General features: G+C 63.6%; 19 protein-coding genes and 1 tRNA gene. 9 read left to right on the top strand and 11 right to left on the bottom strand.

Annotation, left to right across the window (positions count from 1 at the left end):
• Positions 1–66 precede the first annotated feature (66 nt).
• On the bottom strand, positions 67–1,326 hold the full coding sequence (locus M2339_RS05520) for an aspartate kinase (protein WP_181559751.1): 1,260 nt from the start codon (positions 1,324–1,326) through the stop codon (positions 67–69).
• Positions 1,327–1,432: 106 nt separating this feature from the next.
• Between M2339_RS05520 and ubiG the strand changes: the two genes are divergently transcribed.
• A complete protein-coding gene (ubiG, locus tag M2339_RS05515) occupies positions 1,433–2,203 on the top strand; it encodes a bifunctional 2-polyprenyl-6-hydroxyphenol methylase/3-demethylubiquinol 3-O-methyltransferase UbiG (protein ID WP_264587279.1) in 771 nt (256 codons plus the stop codon).
• Positions 2,203–3,387, top strand: coding sequence for a mechanosensitive ion channel family protein (locus M2339_RS05510; RefSeq protein WP_264587280.1), 1,185 nt, complete (start codon positions 2,203–2,205; stop codon positions 3,385–3,387). The genes ubiG and M2339_RS05510 overlap by 1 nt, the downstream gene beginning before the upstream one ends.
• Here the strand turns inward: M2339_RS05510 and M2339_RS05505 are convergent.
• The 3 genes from M2339_RS05505 to M2339_RS05495 form a co-directional block, all read right to left on the bottom strand.
• Positions 3,369–3,743 carry a hypothetical protein gene (locus M2339_RS05505; protein WP_264587281.1) on the bottom strand — a complete coding sequence of 125 codons (375 nt, stop codon included), beginning with the start codon at positions 3,741–3,743 and terminating at the stop codon, positions 3,369–3,371. The two genes, M2339_RS05510 and M2339_RS05505, sit on opposite strands and share 19 nt — an antisense overlap.
• Positions 3,744–3,819: 76 nt before the next feature.
• Positions 3,820–4,836 carry an N-acetyl-D-Glu racemase DgcA gene (gene dgcA, locus M2339_RS05500; protein WP_413714721.1) on the bottom strand — a complete coding sequence of 339 codons (1,017 nt, stop codon included), beginning with the start codon at positions 4,834–4,836 and terminating at the stop codon, positions 3,820–3,822.
• A 29-nt stretch (positions 4,837–4,865) separates the two neighbouring features.
• On the bottom strand, positions 4,866–6,101 hold the full coding sequence (locus M2339_RS05495; RefSeq protein ID WP_264587282.1) for a polyhydroxyalkanoate depolymerase: 1,236 nt from the start codon (positions 6,099–6,101) through the stop codon (positions 4,866–4,868).
• 178 nt (positions 6,102–6,279) lie between these two features.
• Here M2339_RS05495 and M2339_RS05490 point away from each other — a divergent pair, with 178 nt between their 5' ends.
• Positions 6,280–8,070: an ABC transporter transmembrane domain-containing protein gene (locus M2339_RS05490; RefSeq protein ID WP_264587283.1), complete on the top strand. Its 1,791-nt coding sequence runs from the start codon at positions 6,280–6,282 to the stop codon at positions 8,068–8,070.
• Positions 8,071–8,547: 477 nt separating this feature from the next.
• Here the strand turns inward: M2339_RS05490 and M2339_RS05485 are convergent, their stop codons facing one another.
• The 5 genes from M2339_RS05485 to M2339_RS05465 all read right to left on the bottom strand — a co-directional run bounded on the left by M2339_RS05485 (position 8,548) and on the right by M2339_RS05465 (position 11,860).
• Entirely contained in the window at positions 8,548–8,868 is a 321-nt protein-coding gene (locus M2339_RS05485; RefSeq protein WP_264575705.1) for a PilZ domain-containing protein, read from the bottom strand.
• Between the two features lie 477 nt (positions 8,869–9,345).
• On the bottom strand, positions 9,346–9,771 hold the full coding sequence (locus M2339_RS05480) for an ExbD/TolR family protein (protein ID WP_181559759.1): 426 nt from the start codon (positions 9,769–9,771) through the stop codon (positions 9,346–9,348).
• A 25-nt stretch (positions 9,772–9,796) separates the two neighbouring features.
• A complete protein-coding gene (locus M2339_RS05475) occupies positions 9,797–10,282 on the bottom strand; it encodes an ExbD/TolR family protein (protein WP_181559760.1) in 486 nt (161 codons plus the stop codon).
• Between the two features lie 102 nt (positions 10,283–10,384).
• A complete protein-coding gene (locus M2339_RS05470; RefSeq protein ID WP_181559761.1) occupies positions 10,385–11,134 on the bottom strand; it encodes a MotA/TolQ/ExbB proton channel family protein in 750 nt (249 codons plus the stop codon).
• A 72-nt stretch (positions 11,135–11,206) separates the two neighbouring features.
• Positions 11,207–11,860, bottom strand: coding sequence for an energy transducer TonB (locus M2339_RS05465; protein WP_181559762.1), 654 nt, complete (start codon positions 11,858–11,860; stop codon positions 11,207–11,209).
• A gap of 229 nt (positions 11,861–12,089) precedes the next feature.
• Between M2339_RS05465 and M2339_RS05460 the strand changes: the two genes are divergently transcribed.
• From M2339_RS05460 to glpX, 3 genes are all read left to right on the top strand, one after another.
• On the top strand, positions 12,090–12,971 hold the full coding sequence (locus tag M2339_RS05460; protein WP_264587284.1) for a hypothetical protein: 882 nt from the start codon (positions 12,090–12,092) through the stop codon (positions 12,969–12,971).
• Positions 12,972–13,063: 92 nt separating this feature from the next.
• Entirely contained in the window at positions 13,064–14,380 is a 1,317-nt protein-coding gene (locus M2339_RS05455; protein WP_181559764.1) for a homoserine dehydrogenase, read from the top strand.
• A gap of 134 nt (positions 14,381–14,514) precedes the next feature.
• Entirely contained in the window at positions 14,515–15,504 is a 990-nt protein-coding gene (gene glpX / locus M2339_RS05450; RefSeq protein WP_181559765.1) for a class II fructose-bisphosphatase, read from the top strand.
• 79 nt (positions 15,505–15,583) lie between these two features.
• On the opposite strand, the gene M2339_RS05445 is transcribed toward glpX, so the two are convergent.
• Positions 15,584–16,354 carry an ABC transporter permease gene (locus M2339_RS05445; protein ID WP_264572906.1) on the bottom strand — a complete coding sequence of 257 codons (771 nt, stop codon included), beginning with the start codon at positions 16,352–16,354 and terminating at the stop codon, positions 15,584–15,586.
• Positions 16,351–17,298, bottom strand: a complete 948-nt coding sequence (locus M2339_RS05440) for an ABC transporter ATP-binding protein (protein WP_264587285.1) — start codon at positions 17,296–17,298, stop codon at positions 16,351–16,353. Before M2339_RS05440 ends, M2339_RS05445 begins: the two co-directional genes overlap by 4 nt.
• A gap of 298 nt (positions 17,299–17,596) precedes the next feature.
• Here M2339_RS05440 and recJ point away from each other — a divergent pair, with 298 nt between their 5' ends.
• The 3 genes from recJ to M2339_RS05425 all read left to right on the top strand — a co-directional run bounded on the left by recJ (position 17,597) and on the right by M2339_RS05425 (position 20,273).
• Positions 17,597–19,345: a single-stranded-DNA-specific exonuclease RecJ gene (gene recJ, locus M2339_RS05435; protein WP_264606257.1), complete on the top strand. Its 1,749-nt coding sequence runs from the start codon at positions 17,597–17,599 to the stop codon at positions 19,343–19,345.
• 77 nt (positions 19,346–19,422) lie between these two features.
• A tRNA-Glu gene (locus M2339_RS05430) sits at positions 19,423–19,497 on the top strand.
• A gap of 623 nt (positions 19,498–20,120) precedes the next feature.
• The gene (locus tag M2339_RS05425) at positions 20,121–20,273 is read left to right on the top strand and encodes a hypothetical protein (RefSeq protein ID WP_264606256.1); all 153 of its coding nucleotides are present in this window, start codon (positions 20,121–20,123) and stop codon (positions 20,271–20,273) included.
• Positions 20,274–20,499: the final 226 nt, after the last annotated feature.

Here is a 20,499-nt window from a genome sequence, read left to right as displayed (position 1 = left end):
AGCGACCGACCGGATGCCGGCACGCTGCCTCGGAGCCTCTCCCGAACGGAAGCGGCTCCAAATAGATCAAGCGGGCGCCTGCTCCGCATCGAGACCATAGGCGGTGTGGAGCACGCGAACGGCCAGTTCGGTCTCGTCCTCGTCGATCAGCACCGAGACCTTGATCTCACTGGTGGAGATCGCCTCGATATTGATGCCGCGCTCGGCCAGCGTCTTGAACATGGTCGCCGCGACGCCGGCATGGCTGCGCATGCCAACACCCACGACGCTGATCTTGGCGACCTGATCGTCGGTGATGATGCGACGAAAGCCGATCTCGTTCTGCAGCTTCTCCAGAATGTCGACGCTGCGCGCGAGATCGGTGCGGGGGACAGTGAAGGTCACGTCCGTCTCGGCATTGTCCTTGCTGTCATTCTGGATGATCATGTCGACATTGATGCTCGCATCGGCCAGCGGGCCGAAGATGCTGGCAACCGCACCGGGCTTGTCCGGCACGCGCGTGACGATGATCTTGGCTTCGTTCTTGTCATGAGCGATGCCGGTGATGAGCTGCCGTTCCATGTCGCTTTCCTCAATTTCTGCTTCGCTGACGATCATCGTGCCGGGTTCGGGATCGTCCCCTGGCGCGTCGAAGGAGGAGAGCACCTGCACGCGCACCTTCTCCTTCATCGCCAGCGCGACGGACCGCGTCTGCAGCACTTTCGAGCCGACACTGGCCAGTTCCAGCATTTCCTCATAGGTAACCTTGTCGAGCTTGCGGGCCCGGCTGACGATGCGCGGATCGGTCGTGTAGACGCCATCGACATCTGTATAGATATCGCACCGATCGGCCTGCACAGCGGCCGCGACCGCCACGGCGGAGGTATCAGACCCGCCACGACCCAGGGTCGAGACCCGGCCGCTCTCCATCTGCCCCTGAAAGCCCGGAATGACCGCGACCTGCCCGGCGGTCATCGCCGCCAGCAGGCCTTCGGTCTCGACCGTGTCGATCCGCGCCTTGCTATGTGCCTCGCTCGTGCGGATCGGCAACTGCCAGCCCAGCCAGCTGCGCGCATCGACGCCCAGCGCCTTGAGCGTCATCGCCAGCAACCCGGACGTCACCTGCTCGCCTGCCGCGACAACCACGTCATATTCGGCGGGGTCGTAAAGCGGGCTGGCTTCCTTGCAAAAGTTGACCAGACGATCGGTCTCGCCGGCCATCGCGGAAACGACGACGGCGACCTCGTTGCCCAGGCCAACCTCATGCTTCACCCGAAGCGCAACGTTGCGGATTCGCTCCATGCCGGCCATCGACGTGCCGCCAAATTTCATCACAATACGCGCCATGGACTTGCCGCGGACCTTTCTTGGACTATCAAGGGGGCATGAAATGCCGACGGATCGGTATTCACCGGCCTTCGAGCCGGCGCCCTATTAGTCAGCAGGATCGGCAATGGCAAGCGAACCGCACAGCAGCACCATCGACCCCAAAGAAGCCGCGCATTTCGGCGCGCACGCGGCCGATTGGTGGGACCCCAATGGCTCCAGCGCCATGCTCCACAAGCTGGGACCGGTGCGCCTTGGCTTCATCCGCGCCGCTATCGATGCGCACTGGGGTGGATCGCCTCAAGATCTGCGCCCGCTGGCCGGCAAGCGCGTTCTCGATGTCGGCTGCGGGGCCGGGCTGGTCGCCGAGCCGCTCGCCCGCATGGGCGGCGCCGTGACGGCCGTGGATGCGGCGCCGGAGAATATCGCCGTCGCCCGCGATCATGCCGCCGCAATGGGCCTGTCCATCGATTATCGCAATTGCGGGGTGGAGACGCTGGCCGATCCGCAATTCGACCTGATCACGGCGCTGGAAGTCATCGAGCATGTCACCGATCCTGCGATGTTTCTCTCCGCCGTCGCGCGGCTGCTCAAGCCGAATGGGCTGCTGATTATCTCGACGCCAAACCGGACGCCGCTCTCCAAGCTGATGGTGGTGACGCTGGCAGAGGGCTTCGGCCGCATCGCCAAGGGCACGCATGACGCAGCCCGCTTCATCACCCCGGAGGAAATGGAAGCGCTGCTGTCCGACCGTGGCCTGCACCTCACGGCGACCAAGGGACTGATGGCCGATCCGCGATATGGCTTCGTGCTCAGTGACAATCTGTCCGTGAACTACATCCTCTCTGCGGCGTTCTCATCGCACGACATCCCCCAATTTGCGAGCACGCCAGCCTGATGACTGCTGCCCCGACGACAACTTCGTCCCACGCCAATCCCCTCCGCAGCCTCGAACATGCCATGACATGGCTGGGCGAGAACTGGATCGAGGTGGCGATCGCCGTGGCTATCGGCATCGCCATCTATTTTGCGCTGGGGCTGCTCAAGCGGATCGTGCAGCGCCTGCTGCTCAGGGCGGCGCACAGTGCGCCGATCATGGGCGTCGCGGCCAGTACCGTCGGGAAAACCGGGCATCTGTTCATGATGCTCATCGCGGCGCGCCTCGTCGTCAACTATTTCCCGGTGCCGCCGGCATTGTTCAATGCGATCAACTTCCTGTTCATCGTGGTGACGGCCTGGCAGATCGCGGTCTGGGTGCGCCACATGGCGCTCGGCTTCATCCAGATGCGCTCGGACCCGGAGCTGGGCGGCAGCGAGGCTTTGGCCAATGCCAGCGGCCTCATCAAAGTCCTCCTCTCCATCGCGATCTTTGCCGTGGCCGCCATCGTCGTGCTGGACAATCTCGGCGTCAATGTCACTGGTCTTGTCGCCGGTCTCGGTATCGGCGGCATTGCCATTGGTCTTGCCGCTCAGGGCATTTTCTCGGACCTGTTCGCGTCTCTCTCGATCATTTTCGACAAGCCCTTCAAGGTCGGCGATGCGATCAATTTCGGTACGCAGACGGGCGTTGTGGAACGCATCGGCCTCAAGTCCACGCGCCTGCGCGTGGTGACGGGCGAACGCATGATCGTCTCCAATGCGCAATTGCTGAACAAGGAGATCACGAGCTACACCGGTCTCGACCGGCGCCGGATCAAGTTCGCCATCGGCGTCATCTACCAGACCCCGCCGGCCGAAGCGGCGAAAATACCGGATCTGCTACGAGAGATCGTCAACGCGCATGGCGGCGACTTCGTGCGCTCGGGCTTCATTGGGTTCGGGGCGAGTTCACTGGACTTCGAGCTGGAGTTCGATGTGCACTCGCATGATTGGGATGAGGTTTACATGATCCGCCACGCGATCGGCCTCGATATTCTCGGCCGCTTCAACGATCTCGGGCTGGAATTTGCCTATCCCACGCAGACCACGTTTACCGCCGATCCGGCCGGCAAGATGATCATGCCCTACCCTGTTCTTCACGAACTGCCGGGCGCTCTGGCCCCGCGCAGCGTCGGCAGCGCCGATCAGGCCACGTCGGAATAATAGCCGGCCCACACATGGTTCTGCTTGCGCTCGATCCGCATGAGCGCAAGCACGGCGACCATCATCGCGAGCAGCGCCAGCGCGGTGAACACCGGCCAGACCGATTCCGGCGACACCATCAGGCTCAGCACGGCGCTCGCCATCAGCAGCGGCACGAACAGAACCGTCGCGAGCGCGGCGCGCTTGCGAGCTTTCTTGCGCTTGGGTGCCGTGCGCCAGAACCAGAGGCACAGGCCGACGCCAACCGCCGCAGGGACGATCTGCAGCCAGGCGAAGGGCATGCGATAGAGGAAATAGGCCGACACGCCGACAGTCGCGAGTACCACCAATAATGCGAGAATTCGTGCTAGGCGCACGTACAGCCTCCTCCAATCGCGACCCGGCAACTGCCGGTCCTCGGCCTTTACGACCGCTTCAAAACCCTATTGTCGTTCAACTTCGTTGAGCATCCGTTATAATCGCCTCGCCCCATAAAGTTCCGGGCGAAAGATATCCGTTGGCGACTTTCATGGCGCCCTCGCGATCATGAGCTAGCAGCAAGGCGCCATCGAGGTCCACCCAATCGGCGAACTGTGCAAGCAGAAAGGCAGGCGCAATGCCGAGCGAGCTTGCGAGCATGCAGCCGACCATGATGCGCTTCCCCGCGGCCCTTGCCGCATGCGCCATGGCGAGCGCCTCGGTGAGTCCACCGGCCTTGTCGAGCTTGATGTTGATTGCCTGATAGGTCCCAAGCCGCGCCAGATCAGCCAGCGACTGGCAGCTCTCGTCCGCGCAGATCGGCACCGGCAGAGCCAGCCCGGCCAGCGCCGCATCAGCCTGTGCCGGCAAGGGCTGCTCGATCAATGCGACGCCCAGATCGGCCAATGCACGGGCTTGCGCCTGCACGTCCAGATCGGCCCAGCTCTCATTGGCATCCACGATCAGGTCGACATCCGGCGCACCTTGGCGCACCGCTTCGATGCGGGCCTGATCGCCGTCGCCGGTGAGCTTGCACTTGAGCAGCGTGAACCCCCGCGCCCGCGCGTCTGCGGCCGCCTGCGCCATCTTCTCCGGCGTATCGAGGCTGATCGTATAGGCCGTCCGGACCGGCTGGGGCGCCTTCAGTCCGGCCAGCGCCCAAACCGGCTTGCCGGTCCGCGCTGCCTCCAGATCCCACAGTGCGCAATCCAGCGCATTGCGTGCGGCGCCCGGTGGCATCAGGGTGCGCAACGTCTCGCGGTCCGGCACGCCGCCCTGCGCCTGCACGAGCGCCTCGATCGCCGCCGCACACCCTTCCGCCGTCTCGCCATGATAATAGATCGGCGTGCCCTCGCCCCGCCCGGTGAACGTGCCATCCGTGACCACGCACATGACCACATCCACAAACGTCTTGGCGCCACGGCTGATGGTGAAGGCGTCGCGCACGGCGAAGCGCTCGACCGCGACTTGCTGCAGGCCAATGTCGATCACTGCGAATCCGACCTCATGAGAACGGGCGATCAGCCGCGCGGTAGATCATCGTGGCGGGCGATCCATGCCTCGACCACTGGCGCAATGCGATTGCGCCATTTCGAGCCATTGAAGATGCCGTAATGGCCGACCGTTTCGGCGAGATAATATTGCTTCATCTCGTCCGGCAGGTTCGGGGAAATCTTGAGTGCCGCCCTGGTCTGGCCGATCCCCGAAATATCGTCATTCTCGCCTTCGACGGCGAGCAGCGCGACATCCGTGATCGCCGCCGTGTCGATGCGGACGCCACGATGCATGAACTCGCCCTTGGGCAGGCTGTGCTTCTTGAAGACTTCATTGACGGTCTGCAGGTAGAATTCGGCGGTCATGTCGCAGACCGAGCGATATTCCTCGTAGAATTTCTTGGTCGCGTCCGCGCTCTCGTCATCTCCTTGAACGAGGTGGCGGAACATCTGCCAGTGGCTCATCAGGTGGTTGCCAAGGTTCATGGTCATGAAACCGGCCAATTGCATGAAGCCGGGATAGACCTTCCGCCCGGCACCGGGATAATTGAACGGAACCGAGGTTACCACATTCTGGCTGAACCAGCTCAGCGGCCGCTCCTGGGCCAGTTGATTGACGGCCGTCGGCCCCTCGCGGGTGTCGATCGGGCCGCCCATCATGGTCAATGTGCGCGGACGGCACGGATGCTTGGAGGCGGACATGAGGCTCGCGGCCGCCAGACAGGGCACCGACGGCTGGCAGACCGCCAGCATATGTGCGCCCGGTCCGATATGCTCGAGCCACCCGACGAGATAATCGACATAATCATCCAGATCGAACGACCCATCGGAAAGCGGCACATCACGGGCATCGCGCCAGTCGGTAATGTAGACGTCATGCCCCGGCAGCATCCGGGCGACGGTGCCGCGCAGGAGCGTCGCGAAATGGCCGGACATCGGCGCGACGATCAGCAGCTTGGGGTGCCGCCCCTCCTGCCCTTCCCGCACGAAATGACGCAGCTGGCCGAAGACCTGGCGCGCCTCGATGACTTCGTGCACCGCTACGGTCTGCCCGTCCACCTCGGTGGTCGGCAGATCGAAGGCCGGCTTGCCGCGCGGCGCCGCGGCATGCGCGAATACGTCCAGCGCGGAGGCGAGCATCGGACCGCCACCGAAATAAGCGAAGGGATTTGCGGGATTTTGGAGCAGTTCTACGCTCGCGGTCGCCATGGCACTGGCGCTTGCCAGAAAGCTGCGCTGAATCTCATAGGCACTATAGAGCATGTGTTTCCTTACTCGGGGCCATCTGTCTAAACCAGCACATCCAACGCCCTGATGCCAGCGCCGATGCCGGGCTTAGAAGCATTAAATAGTGCCGACGCGTCTCCTTTGCCACACCAGAAGGCACAGCGCAGGTGCAAAAGCCCTCCCCTTGGTTGCAAAGTTGGTCTAGGGCGCGGCCATGGCTACCTCGGCGTCCACCCCAGACAATGACGATCGGCGCAAAGCGGGCGATCTTGGCAATCTTCGACTGATCTGGCGCGCCGCGCTCCGCTACCCCGGCCGCATAGCCGGCGCCGGCTTCGCCCTGGTTCTCGCCTCTGCAGCAACGCTTGCCATCCCCAGTGGTTTCAAGCTGGTCATCGATCGCGGTTTTGCTTCGGGGCTCGATGGGGACATCAGCCGCTGGTTCCAGTATCTGCTGCTGATCGTGGTCATCCTGGCCTTTGCGACCGCCATGCGCTTCTACTTCGTCGCCTGGCTGGGCGAGCGCGTGGTGGCCGACCTGCGGATCGCCGCGCAGGCCAATCTGCTGCGGCAAGAGCCTGCCTTTTTCGAGCATAACCGGCCCTCCGAGATCGCCTCTCGCATGACGGCGGATACGGCGATCATCGAGCAGGTCGTCGGCTCGACGGTCTCGGTGGCGATGCGCAATCTGCTCACCGGTTTTGGCGGCATCGTCTATCTGTTCATGCTCGCGCCGCGCCTTACGGCGATGCTGCTGTTCGGCATTCCCATCGTGCTCGGGCCGATCATCCTGGTCGGCCGGCGCCTGCGCGCGCTCTCGCGCAACAGTCAGGATCGGCTGGCTGCGGTCGGCAGCATCACCAACGAAGTGCTGAGCGCCATGAAGATCGTCCAGGCCTTCGGTCAGGAAGAGCGCGAGGCCGGACGATTCCGGCGCGCGGTCGAGGACAGCTTCCGCACGGCCCGCCAGCGCATCACCCTGCGAGCGGCCATGACCGCGACGATCATTCTGGTGATCTTCGGCTCCATCACGCTCATCATGTGGCAGGGCGCGCTTGACGTCGCGGCGGGCCGGATGTCCGGCGGCAGCATCGCAGCCTTCGTCATGACGGGCGGCCTTGTCGCGGGTGCCTTCGGGGCCCTCACCGAGGTCTATGGCGATCTGCTGCGCGGGGCCGGCGCCGCCACGCGACTGAGCGAACTGACCAGCGCCGTCTCCGAAATCCGCCAACCGGCGCGGCCGGTCGCCATCCCGCAGCCCGGTCAGGCGCGGCTGACATTCGAGAATGTGGCCTTTCGCTATCCGACGCGGCCCGATTTGCCCGCCCTTATGGATTTCTCGCTGGACGTCGCGCCGGGCGAGACCGTGGCGATCGTCGGCCCATCCGGCGCGGGCAAATCCACGCTCCTTCAGCTTGCAGAGCGGTTCTACGATCCGTCCCACGGGAGGGTCCTCCTCAACGGCGTCGACCTGCGCGAGGCAGACCTGCTGAGCCTGCGCGGCATGATCGCGCTGGTGCCGCAGGAAACCGTGATCTTTGCGGCCAGTGCGCGCGACAATCTGCGTTACGGACGCTGGGATGCCACCGACGAGCAGTTGATGGAGGCCGCGCGCGCAGCCAATGCCGACGGCTTTCTCAAGGCGCTGCCGCAGGGCTTGGACACCGAACTCGGCGAGAGCGGCGCCCGCCTCTCCGGCGGCCAGCGCCAACGCGTCGCGATCGCCCGCGCGCTGCTCAAGGATGCGCCGCTGCTGCTTCTCGATGAAGCGACCTCCGCGCTGGACGCAGAATCCGAGAGCCTGGTGCAGGATGCCCTCGCCCGGCTGATGAAGGATCGCACGACTATCGTCATCGCCCATCGCCTGGCGACCGTCCGCGCCGCCGACCGCATCGTCGTCCTCGATCAGGGCCGGATCGCGGACATCGGCACCCACGCGGACCTGATCGCCCGCGGTGGCCTCTACGCCCGGCTCGCATCGCTGCAGTTCGACGAACCGGCCTGATCGGAGATTACCGGACGTTGGCACGGCGATCAGCTGTTGCTGATGCGGCGCTGGCTCTTAGCTGCTTAGCTCGCTCAGGGGCCGCATGTTTGGCCCGGTAGCCGCGTTGGCCAAGTGGGCGACGCTCAAACATAAGTCGGCTGCGTAGGGTTCAGGGTCTCACGTGGAAGCACCGAGACCGGCGACACGCCCATGCGCAGCCTGAGCACTTCCAGGTCCTAAAAAACGCGTGCAGAATGTATCGAAGCATCGACCAAGTCTTTAGCAGGTACGCGAGCCACGCCCCGTTGACCTCGGAAGCGAGGTCCCTTTCGGTGCTGCCTGTCCTGTGCAGTAAACCGGCAATGGGTCTGCAGCGCGGCACGGAATTGACCGAGCGTATCCACGATGCCGGCGAGCAAGCCTCAGTGCGCCCTCTTGCCCTTTTCCGGCGAAGCGGATCATGTCGAGCCCGCGCGCTTGATTGGCCCGAGGTCGTCAGTCCGTGCTCGCCCCACGCACGATATGGTCGAAAATCGCCGGATGCATCGGTGTCTCGAACTCGCACCCCGCTTCATGGTCGCATACCCAGGTGACGAACGCCTTGCGCCCTTCAAAGCCGGCAAACATCACCCACACTTCCATACCAACCTGAAGCTTCACGTAGCTCATCAGGCGGAAGCCGGTGAGCGACATGTCCGAAATCCGGCTCTTGAACCAGCTCTCGCCCTTGCGGCGCACGCGGACGCCAATCAAGACCGACTGCCGCGCTGACGAACGAGCGGACGGCTCATTCATTCTGTCTGGAACTGCGCCCATATCGACCTGCCTGCCTGGAACATCGCACGATACGACAGGGAAGCTTACCATCGTCCTAATCATAGGAAGTCCTTCCGGCCCAGCAGATGAGGACTCTAAGACCTAGGAGAACCTCGACCGGCGGCCACTTCCTCATCCTGACCGCTTGCAATCTGCAGCGCTGCCTCAGCGCCCGAGCCGAGGGCTAATGGCATCACCGGCGCCGTTGAAAGGTCCAGAACCGCCAACTGGCTTGCGTGTTGGTCCGCCACTCGCGTGCTGGCCTCTCAGCGCAATACAACTATGCTCGCACGCGCAGCGCAGGATCGAGGTCTTGAAGGCTGCTGACCCGCGCTCACGCCTAGGGCCGAAGCCTGCCCCCCAGACGCCTTCCATCTTAATCCCAGACGCCTCGCTCTGAAACCCAACAAAAAAGGGGGCCGAAGCCCCCTTTTCCAAACACATCCAGATCCGCGACGAAGCGCGTTCCCGCTATGATCAGAACACGCCGCCGTAGCGGTCGTTGCCGACGAAGCCGAGCTTGGTCACGCCAGCGCGCTTGATGATGGCGAGCACCTCATCAACCACCACATAACGAGCCGACTGGTCAGGCTCGAACTGCAGTTCAGGCTCCGGGGCCATACGGCTGGTCTGATCGAGATACTGGCGCAGCGTCACCCGGTCGACCGGGGCACCATTCCAGTAGATCGTGCCTGCCGGATCGATGGTCAGGCGATTCTTGACCGGGTCGATCGTGTTCTGCGGCGCGTCCGCATTCTGCGGAAGGTCGATCTTCACCGCATGGGTCTGGATCGGGATCGTGATAATGAACATGATGAGGAGCACGAGCATGACGTCGATCAACGGCGTCGTGTTCATTTCCATCATCGGCTCGCCGTCGTCGCGGCCACCACTCATTGCCATGGGACTGGTCTCCTAAACTTGGGCGTCAGAGGCGACGGACGGAAATCGAAGCCGGGTCGGGCTCGGAAATGAAGCCAACCTTCGGATAACCAGCGCGCTGCATCGTGAAGATCGTGCCGCCGATGCACCGGTACGGCGTATCGATGTCTGCACGGATGTGCGCCTCGGGCAGATCGTCGGGGTTCATGTTCTCCACGCCACCGGCCTTCTCGATATCCGCTTCCAGCTTCTTGACAGCGCGGTTGAGAAGGTCACCGGCCGTGACCTTGGTCACGTTCCAGTACACTTCGCACTGCCCATCCACTGCGCGAACCGTAAGGCTCACATTTTCCGGCTTCGTGGTCGTTGGCTCGAAGGCGATCTTCGGCAGCTTCACGTCCACTGTCTGGATCACCACCGGAATTGCGATGAGGAAGATGATGAGAAGCACCAGCATGACGTCCACGAGAGGCGTCGTGTTGATGTCCGACATCGGGGTGTCATCACCACCACCCCCAGAGCTAATTGCCATCGATCAAAATCCTAACTCTTGGCTTTGGAAGCACGCACGTCCTTGCGGAGGCTTGATGTGGCGACCCGCTCGAGGATCGCCACACCTGCTTCATTTGATAGCTCAGGCCTTGGCGGCAGCCGGCTTGGCAGCGGGCGCGGCCGGGGCAGCAACCACGGTGGGACGGACCGCACCGTTGGACACCATGTAGCCGAGCAGGTCGTTGTTGAAGCCGCTCAGGTCTTCAGCAATCGACTTGTTACGACGCTGCAGCCAGTTGTAGGCAAGCACAGCCGGAACGGCCACGGCCAGACCCAGCGCGGTCATGATCAGAGCTTCGCCGACCGGGCCGGCAACGGCGTCGATCGAGGCCTGACCGGACGCACCGATCTTGATGAGCGCGCGGTAAATACCGATAACCGTACCGAACAGACCGATGAACGGCGCGGTCGCACCGACGGTCGCGAGGAACGCGAGGCCACCGCCGAGCTTGGAGTTGATCGCGGCTTCCGAACGCGCGAGCGAAGCGTGCATCCAGTCATGCGCCTCGACCGGATCGGTCAGCTTGGCATGCTGTTCCTGCGCCATGATGCCGTCGTCGACCAGCTGCTTGTAGGCGCTGTTCTTCTCGAGCTTGGCCGAACCCTCCTTGAGGGTCGCCGAACGCCAGAACGTCGTACGGACCTTCTTGGCCTGGCCGATCACCTTCTGCTGCTCGATGAGCTTCGAGAACAGAATGAAGAACGAGAACACGGACATGCCGCAAAGAATGATGAAAACGGTCCAGGCGATCACGCCGCCCTGCTCGAGGGCTTCCATGAGACCGTAAGGGTTATCGGCCGGCGCAGCGGCTGCGGACAAATAAATCAACATTCGTGTATTCCTCTCAAACCAGTCGGTGAATGGGCCGTCCCTCGCCCCGGTTCGGGACGGCCGAAATCAGGATTAACGTTCAAGCTTCCAGACCACGCGGCGCGAGCTGCTCGACTTGATCGGATTGCCGGCTTGATCGAGCGCGGGAGAATAACGTCCCCGGCGCGTGATCAGGCTGCAAGCGGTTTCGTCGAGGTCCTTGCGGCCGCTCGATGCGGTCACCCGGCAATTTTCGACGCGCCCCTGGGCATTGATATCCCAAGCGATCGTCACCGAACCCTCGGCCTCGTCACGACGAGCACCCGCAGGATAGTCGTCAGACGTAATCCAGCTCGCAGGGTTACCCCTGGCACCAGCGGCCTTGCTGACAACCGGCGCAGGCGGCGGCGGCGGTGCAGGCGGAGCCGGCGGAGGCGGCGTGGGAGGCGGCGGCGGCGCCAGAACCGGAGCCGTGCTCGGCAGCGAAATCATCGGCGGCGGCGCTGTGGGCGGCGGCGGCGGTGGCGGCGGCATGTCTGGCGGAGGCGGAGGCGGTGGCGGCGGCTCCTCCTCTGGCGGCGGCGGCTCCTCTGCCACGTCGATGACGTTCAGCTGTTCTGCAGCCTGCTTGACATACTTGATGCCAAGCCCCGTCACAAACGCATAACCGAGGATCGCGTGAATGATTGCCACGATGATAAGAGAAACCGTCCTACCGGACGATTGTGACTGGTCAGCATAGGCCATTCAGCAATGACACTCCCTAGCTCGATACAGCGCTGACAATCAGACCACGAATCGACGAAATGCCGTAAAGCACAACGTCTTCCGTGCGATACTGATCGCTCGGGCTCCTAAATTCCGAGGCATGTCCTATCGTGGCAAAACGTGTGAAGCAAACGCTTTGTTGACGGTGGTCACCTCTGCGTAACCCCCTATGTTAGAGGCTGAGGAAGGCCTATCAGGAGAATTGCGTATGACCGACACAATCCGACGCCCAAAGGCCCGGTTCAAACTGGCGGCAATCGGTTGCAGCGCCCTGTTGACAGCCGCTTTCCCCTTTATTTCCACTTCCGCTACGGCACAGGTGGCAGAATCGCCAGAGCCGGCAAGCTTGAGTTACGCGCGGATGGCCGAACTGGTATCGTCCTCCCCCACGGTGGCGCGCATTACCGTGCGTTCTATCGTCGCCCTCAAGCGCGAGCGCGCGCCCGATCTGCCGGAAACGCGGAGCCGTTTTTACGTCCAGGCCGAAACGCTCGGCTTGATTCGCAGCGATGGCGTGATGTCCAAGCGAATCTCTTTCCTCGTGGACGGGTCAGCGGAAAATGCTCGACGCCCCAACCTCAAGAACAAGATTTTTCTCGCTTTCGGCAAAGTCGGCCAGCAGGTGAGCGAGTTCCAGTTGAGCGCGAGCACGGCGCTCGTGCCCTGGACCCCCGCCAACGAGGCGCTGGCGCGAAAGGTCATCGAAGATCTTTACGCGCCGGGGGCACCTGGTCCGATCACCGCCATTACCTCCGCCTTCCATGTGCCAGGCGCGATTGTGGGCGAAGGGGAGACCCAGATCTTTCTTGGCACGGCGGACGGCTCGCCGATTTCACTGTCGGTGATCCGCAGACCGCAGGAGCAACCGCATTTCAGCGTGTCGCTGGGCGAGGTTGTGGATGATTCGGCGAAGCTCCCCGAGCGGGACACCTTGCTGTGGTATCGCCTCGCGTGCAGCTTGCCCGACCAGCTCCCGCCCTTGTCCCTCACCGAACTGGCGCGCAACGATGCGGAAGCCGCCAGTCGCGATTACAGCGCATTCCGGGCCGCGCTCGGACCATGTGACCGCACCCAAACGCCAGTCATTTAGGCAGAGGGCTCTTTCCTGAACGGGATTACCCGCTATGAGCGGCGGCGGACCTCCGTGCGACCGCCGCTCACACATTTTTGCAGGACATGACCATGACCGACGCCTCTTCCCGCCCCCTTCGCCTCGCCATCGTCGGCTTGGGAACCGTGGGCGCCGGTGTCATTCGCCTGCTGGAGACCAACCGGGATCTGATCGCCCGGCGTGCAGGCCGCCCGATCGAGGTGGTCGCCATTTCCGCGCGGGACCGCAGCAAGGATCGCGGCCTCGATCTCTCCGCCTATGAATGGGTCGACGACATGGCGACCCTCGCGCAGCGCGAGGACATCGATACGGTCGTTGAACTGATCGGCGGCGCGGATGGCCCGGCCCTGACGCTGGCCCGCCAATGCCTGAGCCAGGGCAAGCCTTTCGTTACCGCCAACAAGGCGATGATCGCTCATCATGGTCTCGATTTGGCACATGAAGCCGAGCGGAGCGGCGTTGCGCTGAAATATGAAGCGGCCGTCGCGGGCGGTGTGCCGGTCATCAAGGGCCTGCGGGAGGGCGCCGCTGCCAATCGCATCATGCGGGTCTATGGCATCCTCAACGGCACCTGCAATTACATCCTCTCCACCATGGAACAGCACGGCAGCCCGTTCGACCAGGTGCTGGAGGAAGCGCAGGCCAAGGGCTATGCCGAGGCCGACCCCACCTTCGACATCGACGGTATCGACGCCGCCCACAAGCTGTCGATTCTCGCCAGCCTCGCCTTCGGCACCGAGATCGATTTCGGCTCGGTGGATATCACCGGCATTCGCAATGTCATGGCAGCCGATATCCGCGAGGCCGCCTCGCTCGGGTTCAAGATCAGGCTGGTCGGCATGGCGGAATGCGAGGCGGACGGCAGCGAGAATGTCGGCCTCTTCCAGCGCGTCCACCCCATGCTCGTGCCGCTCGATCATCCCCTTTCCCATGTCGATGGCGCGCTCAACGCGGTCGTGGCGGAGGGCAATTTCGTCGGCCGCCTGTTCTTCCAGGGCGCCGGCGCCGGTGAAGGCCCCACCGCTTCCGCCGTGGTCGCAGACGTTATCGACGTGGCGCGCGATGAATATGGCCCTGCCTTCGCCATGCCGGCGGAGTGGCTGCAGCGCCAGGTCAAGGCCGATGCCGGCCAGCGCACGGGCCGCGCCTATCTGCGCTTCCAGGTTCAGGATCGCCCCGGCGTTCTGGCGGAAATCACGGCGGCGATGCGGGATTCGGGCGTGTCGATCGAAAGCGTGATCCAGCGTGCCGCCACCGCGGACGAGGGCGTTCTGGTCGCCATCGTCACTCACCCGGGCGCCCTCTCCGCCATCGACGATCTGCTGCGCAGGCTCGGCGGATCGGACAGTCTGTTGGGCGCGCCGATGCTGATGCACATCCTCGACTGAGAGGCGGCGACCCCGCGCTTACAGGCCGGGATGCGATATGCGCCCGGCCGCACCGGTAAGACGCTGGCTCATTATCGACATTGCAACAATCCTCGCCTATCGCGTCCCATCAATTCAGCAAAGGATGCCGCAGGATGGGGAAGTCGAATACCGTCGAAGCCAGTTCCGTACTCGATCGGGTACTTGTTCTTGAGATGGTGCGCGTCACCGAGGCCGCCGCGATCGCCGCGTCCAAGCTCGTGGGGCGCGGCGACGAGAAGGCCGCGGACGCTGCTGCCGTTGAGGCGATGCGCAAAGCCTTCGATGGCCTGTACATGGATGGCACGGTGGTGATCGGCGAAGGTGAGCGCGACGAAGCCCCCATGCTGTACATCGGCGAGAAGGTCGGCGGCGCGCCGGGCCGTGGCCCCAAGATCGACATCGCGCTCGATCCGCTGGAAGGCACGACCATCACCGCCAAGGCCGGCCCCAATGCGCTTGCGGTTCTCGCTGCGGCCGAGGAAGGCAATCTGCTCAACGCGCCGGACGTGTACATGGAGAAGCTGGCGGTTGGCCCCGGCTATCCGCCGGACATCATCGACATGCGCAAGAGCGCCACGGAGAATGTCGAGGCGGTGGCCAAGGCCAAGGGCGTGAAGCCCTCCGAGATCATCGTGTGCGTGCTGGATCGCCCCCGCCATGAGAAGCTGATTGCCGAACTGCGCGGCATCGGTTGTGGCGTGGTGCTGATCGGTGACGGCGACGTGGCCGGCGTGATCGCGACGACGGACCCGGACACCACCATCGACATGTACATGGGCTCTGGCGGTGCGCCCGAGGGCGTGCTGGCCTGTGCGGCCCTGCGCTGCGTCGGTGGCCAGTTCAACGGCAAGCTCCTGTTCCGGAACGAGGACGAGAAGGCCCGCGCCCGCAAGTGGGGCATCACCGACCTCGACCGCATCTACAAGCTGGAAGACCTCGCCAAGGGCGACTGCATCTTCGCTGCAACCGGCGTCACCGATGGTTCGCTGCTCGAGGGTGTCAAGCTCCTGCGCGGCGGCAAAATGACCACGAACAGCGTCGTGATGCGGGCCTCGTCGGGCACGGTGCGCTGGGTCAAGGGTGAGCATCGCGCCCGCGACTGACGCACCGAGTATTCAGAGACTGAACCGCCCGCCTGCGTTCGCGCATGGCGGGCGTTTTGGTATTTGACGCCCGTTCGCTCTACTTCTTGAGGCGATATCCGGTCTTGAACATCCAGGCGATCACCGCGAGGCAGATGACCAGCATCGCGCTGACGAATGCCACGGAGACGCCCATCGCGACATCGCCCTTCCCGAAGAAGGTCCAGCGGAAGCCGCTGATCAGATAGACGACCGGATTGAACATGGTGATCGTCCGCCAGGGCTCGGGCAGCATATGGATCGAGTAGAACGCGCCGCCCAGAAAGGTCATCGGCATGACGACGATCAGCGGGATGACCTGCAACTGCTCGAAACTCTGCGCCCAGATGCCCAGGATGAACCCGAACAGGCAAAAGCTGATCGCGATCACCATCATGAACAGGAGCATCGCCGCAGGGTGCGCGATGGGCAGATCGACGAACAGATGCGCCGTCGCGAGAATCACCAGCCCGATGATCATCGACTTGGTCGCCGCCGCGCCCACATAGGCGATGATCGTCTCCAGCGCGGAAATGGGCGCGGAGAGCAGCTCGTAGATCGTGCCGCTATATTTGGGCATGTAGATGCCGAAGCTGGCGTTGAAGATGCTCTCGGTGAACATCGACAGCATGATGAGGCCCGGCACGATGAATGCGCCATAGGGAATCCCGTCGACCTCCGTCATCCGCGACCCGATGGCGCTGCCGAACACCACGAAATAGAGCGTGGTGGTCAACGCCGGAACGACCAGCCCCGTCATCAGCGTGCGCTGGAAGCGGTGCAGTTCGAACAGATAGATCGCGCGGATCGCGTGGATGTTAATGCCGCTCATGCCGCCTGCTCCGACCGGGCCGCAGGCTTGTGGACAAGATCCACGAAAATGTCCTCCAGCGAGCTTTCCTTGGTGTTGAGGTCCTTGTAGCCGATGCCAAGGGCGCTCAGCTGGCCGAGCAGCGCCGAGATCCCGGTGCGCTCGGCCTGGCTGTCGAACACATATTCAAGCTCGGCGCCGTCGCTCTCCAGAGTCACGCGCCAGTCAGACAGGGCAGCAGGCACAGCCGACATCGGCTCATTGAGCGTGATCCGCAGCGTCTTCTTGCCCAGCTTCTTCATCAGCCGGGCCTTGTCTTCCACCAGAATCAGCTCGCCGCCGGTGATGACGCCCACGCGATCGGCCATGTCCTCGGCTTCCTCGATATAATGGGTCGTGAGGATGATCGTCGCGCCATTGTCCCGCAGCTGGCGGACCAGCGCCCACATGTCGCGGCGCAGTTCCACGTCGACGCCGGCAGTCGGCTCATCCAGAAACAGCAGGCGCGGCTCATGGGCGAGTGCCTTGGCGATCATGACCCGCCGCTTCATGCCGCCGGAAAGCTCCTGCAGCTTGGCGTGGCGCTTGTCCCAAAGCGTCAGGTCGCGCAGCACCTTCTCGATATAGGCATCGTCGCGCGGCTTGCCGAACAGGCCACGGCTGAAGCGCACCGTATCGATCACGCGTTCGAACTGATCGGTCGAGAGTTCCTGCGGCACCAGGCCGATGGTAGCGCGCGTCTGGCGATAATCCCGCACGATATCGTGCCCGCCGACATGCACAGTCCCGCCACTGGCGCGTACGATGCCGCAGATGATGGATATGAGCGTGGTCTTGCCAGCGCCATTCGGCCCGAGAAGCGCGAAGATCTCGCCCTCCTCCACATCGAGATCGACGCTGCCGAGCGCCTTGTGACCGCTGGCATATTGCTTGGTGACGCCGCGGAGCGAGAGGATTGCCGTCATGATAGCGCAGCTACTCCATCGGCCGGGACTTGCAAAGAGCGGCGTGCGGATAAACGCCGTTCCGCCCGAAACATCCCGTGCGCAAAATGACGACATCTCGGACGATATCTCCGTTCGTCCTGAGTAGCTGCTACGCCTGTCGAAGCGGCGTATCGAAGGATTGACGATGCTTCGATACGGCTCTTCGGTACGCCTGAGGCGCACCTCAGACCCTACCCAGCACGAGCGGCGAAGGCTAACCCCACCCCTATCACGACGCTCCTATCCTTTCCCCCACAAGCTCGGCTAAGGTGCCGCCATGCGCTTTGCTCTGGATATCGATCGATCGCTCACCGGCCGTGCCTGGCGTTGGCGCGGACCTGAGCCCTGCGGCAGCGGCGGCAATCTCGTGGACGATCTGCTGCGCGCGCGGGGGTGCACGCATGACAGCCTGGAGCGCGAACGGGCGCCGACCATCCGCAGCTTCCTCCCCGATCCGTCCATCTTCCAGGATATGGATCGCGCCGCCGAGCGGCTCGCCGCGGCCGTCATCGACCGAGAATCGGTCACCATCTTCGGCGACTATGACGTGGACGGCGCGACGAGCGCAGCACTGCTCGTGCGGCTGCTGCGCGAGCTCGGGCTCGCTGCAGGCGTTTACATCCCCGACCGACTGATGGAGGGCTATGGCCCATCCGGTGAGGCGCTGGTAGCGCTTGCACGCAGCGGTGCCAGCCTGGTCGTCACGGTCGATTGCGGCGCCCAGGCCTTTGCCGCGCTGGAGGCCGCACGCTCCGTGGGGCTGGATGTCATCGTCGTCGATCACCACAAATGCGCCGCCTCGCTCCCCCCTGCCCTTGCGCTGGTTAACCCCAATCGGCTCGATGAGGCCGATGAGGCCGCCGGTCATGGCCATCTCGCCGCGGTCGGCGTCGCCTTCCTGCTCGGTGCCGCGCTGGTCCGCACCTTGCGCGCGCGGGGCTGGTTCGCCGCCCGCCCGGAACCGCGCTTGCTGGATCTGCTCGATCTGGTCGCGCTGGGCACCGTCGCAGATGTGGCGCCCATCCGGGGCCTCAACCGCGCCTTTGTCGCCCAAGGGCTCAAGACGATGGCGCGGCGCGGCAATATCGGCCTCAACGCCCTGCTTTCTGCGAGCCGGCTGGAGCGTGCTCCACAATGCTCGGACCTCGGCTTTGCCCTGGGACCCCGCATCAATGCCGGCGGGCGTGTGGGCCGCTCGGATCTGGGCGTCCGCCTGCTCACCACTGCCGACCCCGACGAGGCTGCTATGCTCGCCGCAGAGCTCGATCAGCTCAATCAGGAGCGGCGTGCGATCGAGGCGACCGTGCAGGAGGAAGCCGAAGCCCTTCTCGCAGAGCTGGGCGAGCGCTCCGTCGCCGTGATCGCCGGCGATCTGTGGCATCCGGGCGTAATCGGCATCGTGGCCGGGCGCCTCAAGGAAAAGATCACCCGCCCGGCCATCGTCATCGCCATTGACGAGGACGGCATCGGCAAGGGCTCGGGACGCTCGATTACCGGTGTCGATCTAGGTGCCGCCATTCTGGCCGCCAAGGACCACGGCCTGCTGGTGGCAGGCGGCGGGCATGCCATGGCGGCCGGGCTTACCGTTCGCCGCGAGCATGTGACCGCGCTGGCGGAGTTTCTGGAAGAGCGGCTGCGCGAGGATGTCGCCCGCGCCACCACCGCCCGCGCCCTCCTCATCGACCTGCTGGTAGCGCCGGCCGGACTGACGCCGGAGCTGATCCAGTCGATGGAGCAGGCCGGCCCCTTCGGCAATGGCTGGCCCGCACCCCGTGTCGCGCTGGGGCCGGTGCGCGTCGTGCGCGCCGATATCGTCGGGACGAGCCATGTCCGCGCCATCGTGGCGGGCGAGGACGGCCGCTCGCTCAAGGCCATGGCTTTTCGTCAGGCAGAGACAGAACTTGGGCAGATGCTGCTCTCCTCCCGCGCCGGCACGCGCTTCTGGCTCGCCGGTCGCGCAAAGATCGACGACTGGGGGCCCCGCCCCGCCGCGGAGCTGCATATCGAGGATCTTGCCATCGCCTGAGCAAATGGCCTTGACCGCGCCAGACCATCCCCGTAAAGGCGCCCTCTCACGGCAGCGATGCACATCGCTCGCTCAGTGGCCCCTTCGTCTAGCGGTCAGGACGCGGCCCTCTCACGGCTGAAACACGGGTTCGATTCCCGTAGGGGTCACCAGCCTTCCCGGCTGGGCAGGCTTGGAAAAGCCCTTCATCTCCCGACACAGCTTTTCGGTGTGCGATCATCTCTTCGATGATCGGATGCGCGCATGTATGGGCTCGCGACCGAGAAATTTCGCGCGACGCCAGAGGGCAGGCTACAAGAGGAAAAGACACAGCCGCCAAACCCCTTCCCCAGCGTGGGAAGAGCGAAATCATCGCTACTTGGGGGTGTCAGAAAAATGGTGCCCAGAAGAGCTTTCTGCGGGGCAACCTAAGCGATTGATTTCGCAGTCAAATCATGGACTTGCGAAGTCGCCATGGGCATTAATAGCAAGATCTGGAATCGTGGTAAAGGCTGGACGTGAATGGACAGGGCGGTTCGAGTCCTTCCGCGCATCGGGCTGGCTGGTCTTTGTCCGAAAAATGACTACAAATTTCGGACAAGTGAGGGGATCATCGCATTCATGGGCAAGATAGCCTAAAAAATAGTGCAGCAGAAAAACCTAATGGCTTCGCACGACAAGGTGAACGTGGCGACCACTCCAATGAATAACGCCTTCAACCGAGATCGCGGCGAAGGGCAGAACATCAAGCGCGCATATCACCCGGTCACGCGCGGTACCTTTGGCGGGGGGGCAGGTGAAGATCAAGAAGCAGGCGGTCGCGCTCCACCACATCGCCAGCTATGCCAGCGCCTATGAGGTTCCTGATGGGCTAATCGGCAAGTTCGGAGCTCTGATCGTGCGCTCGTTCACAAACGACCTGCTCAACGTCCGCATGGAAACGATCTGACCGCACGCATACTGGCAGCCACACTGAAAAACCCGGTCAGCCACAGCGTTTCTCTTAGCGACAAAGCAGCATTTACAGTCTCATAGATACGGGGGAGGCGAATCGCGTTGGCATCAGTCGCTGACATTGGCGCTACGGAAAGCGCGAATGGGGACGCAACTTGGGTCGCGCGCTCCATCGCACGGTGCCTGACGGGGCTTGTTGTCGCGCGCACCCCTGCAGATCG

It is taken from the genome of Sphingobium sp. B2D3C (genome assembly GCF_025961835.1).
In the GTDB taxonomy this organism is placed as follows: Bacteria; Pseudomonadota; Alphaproteobacteria; order Sphingomonadales; family Sphingomonadaceae; genus Sphingobium.
The sequence above is the reverse complement of the archived record's forward strand: the minus strand, read 5'-3'. Positions and strand labels throughout refer to the sequence as shown.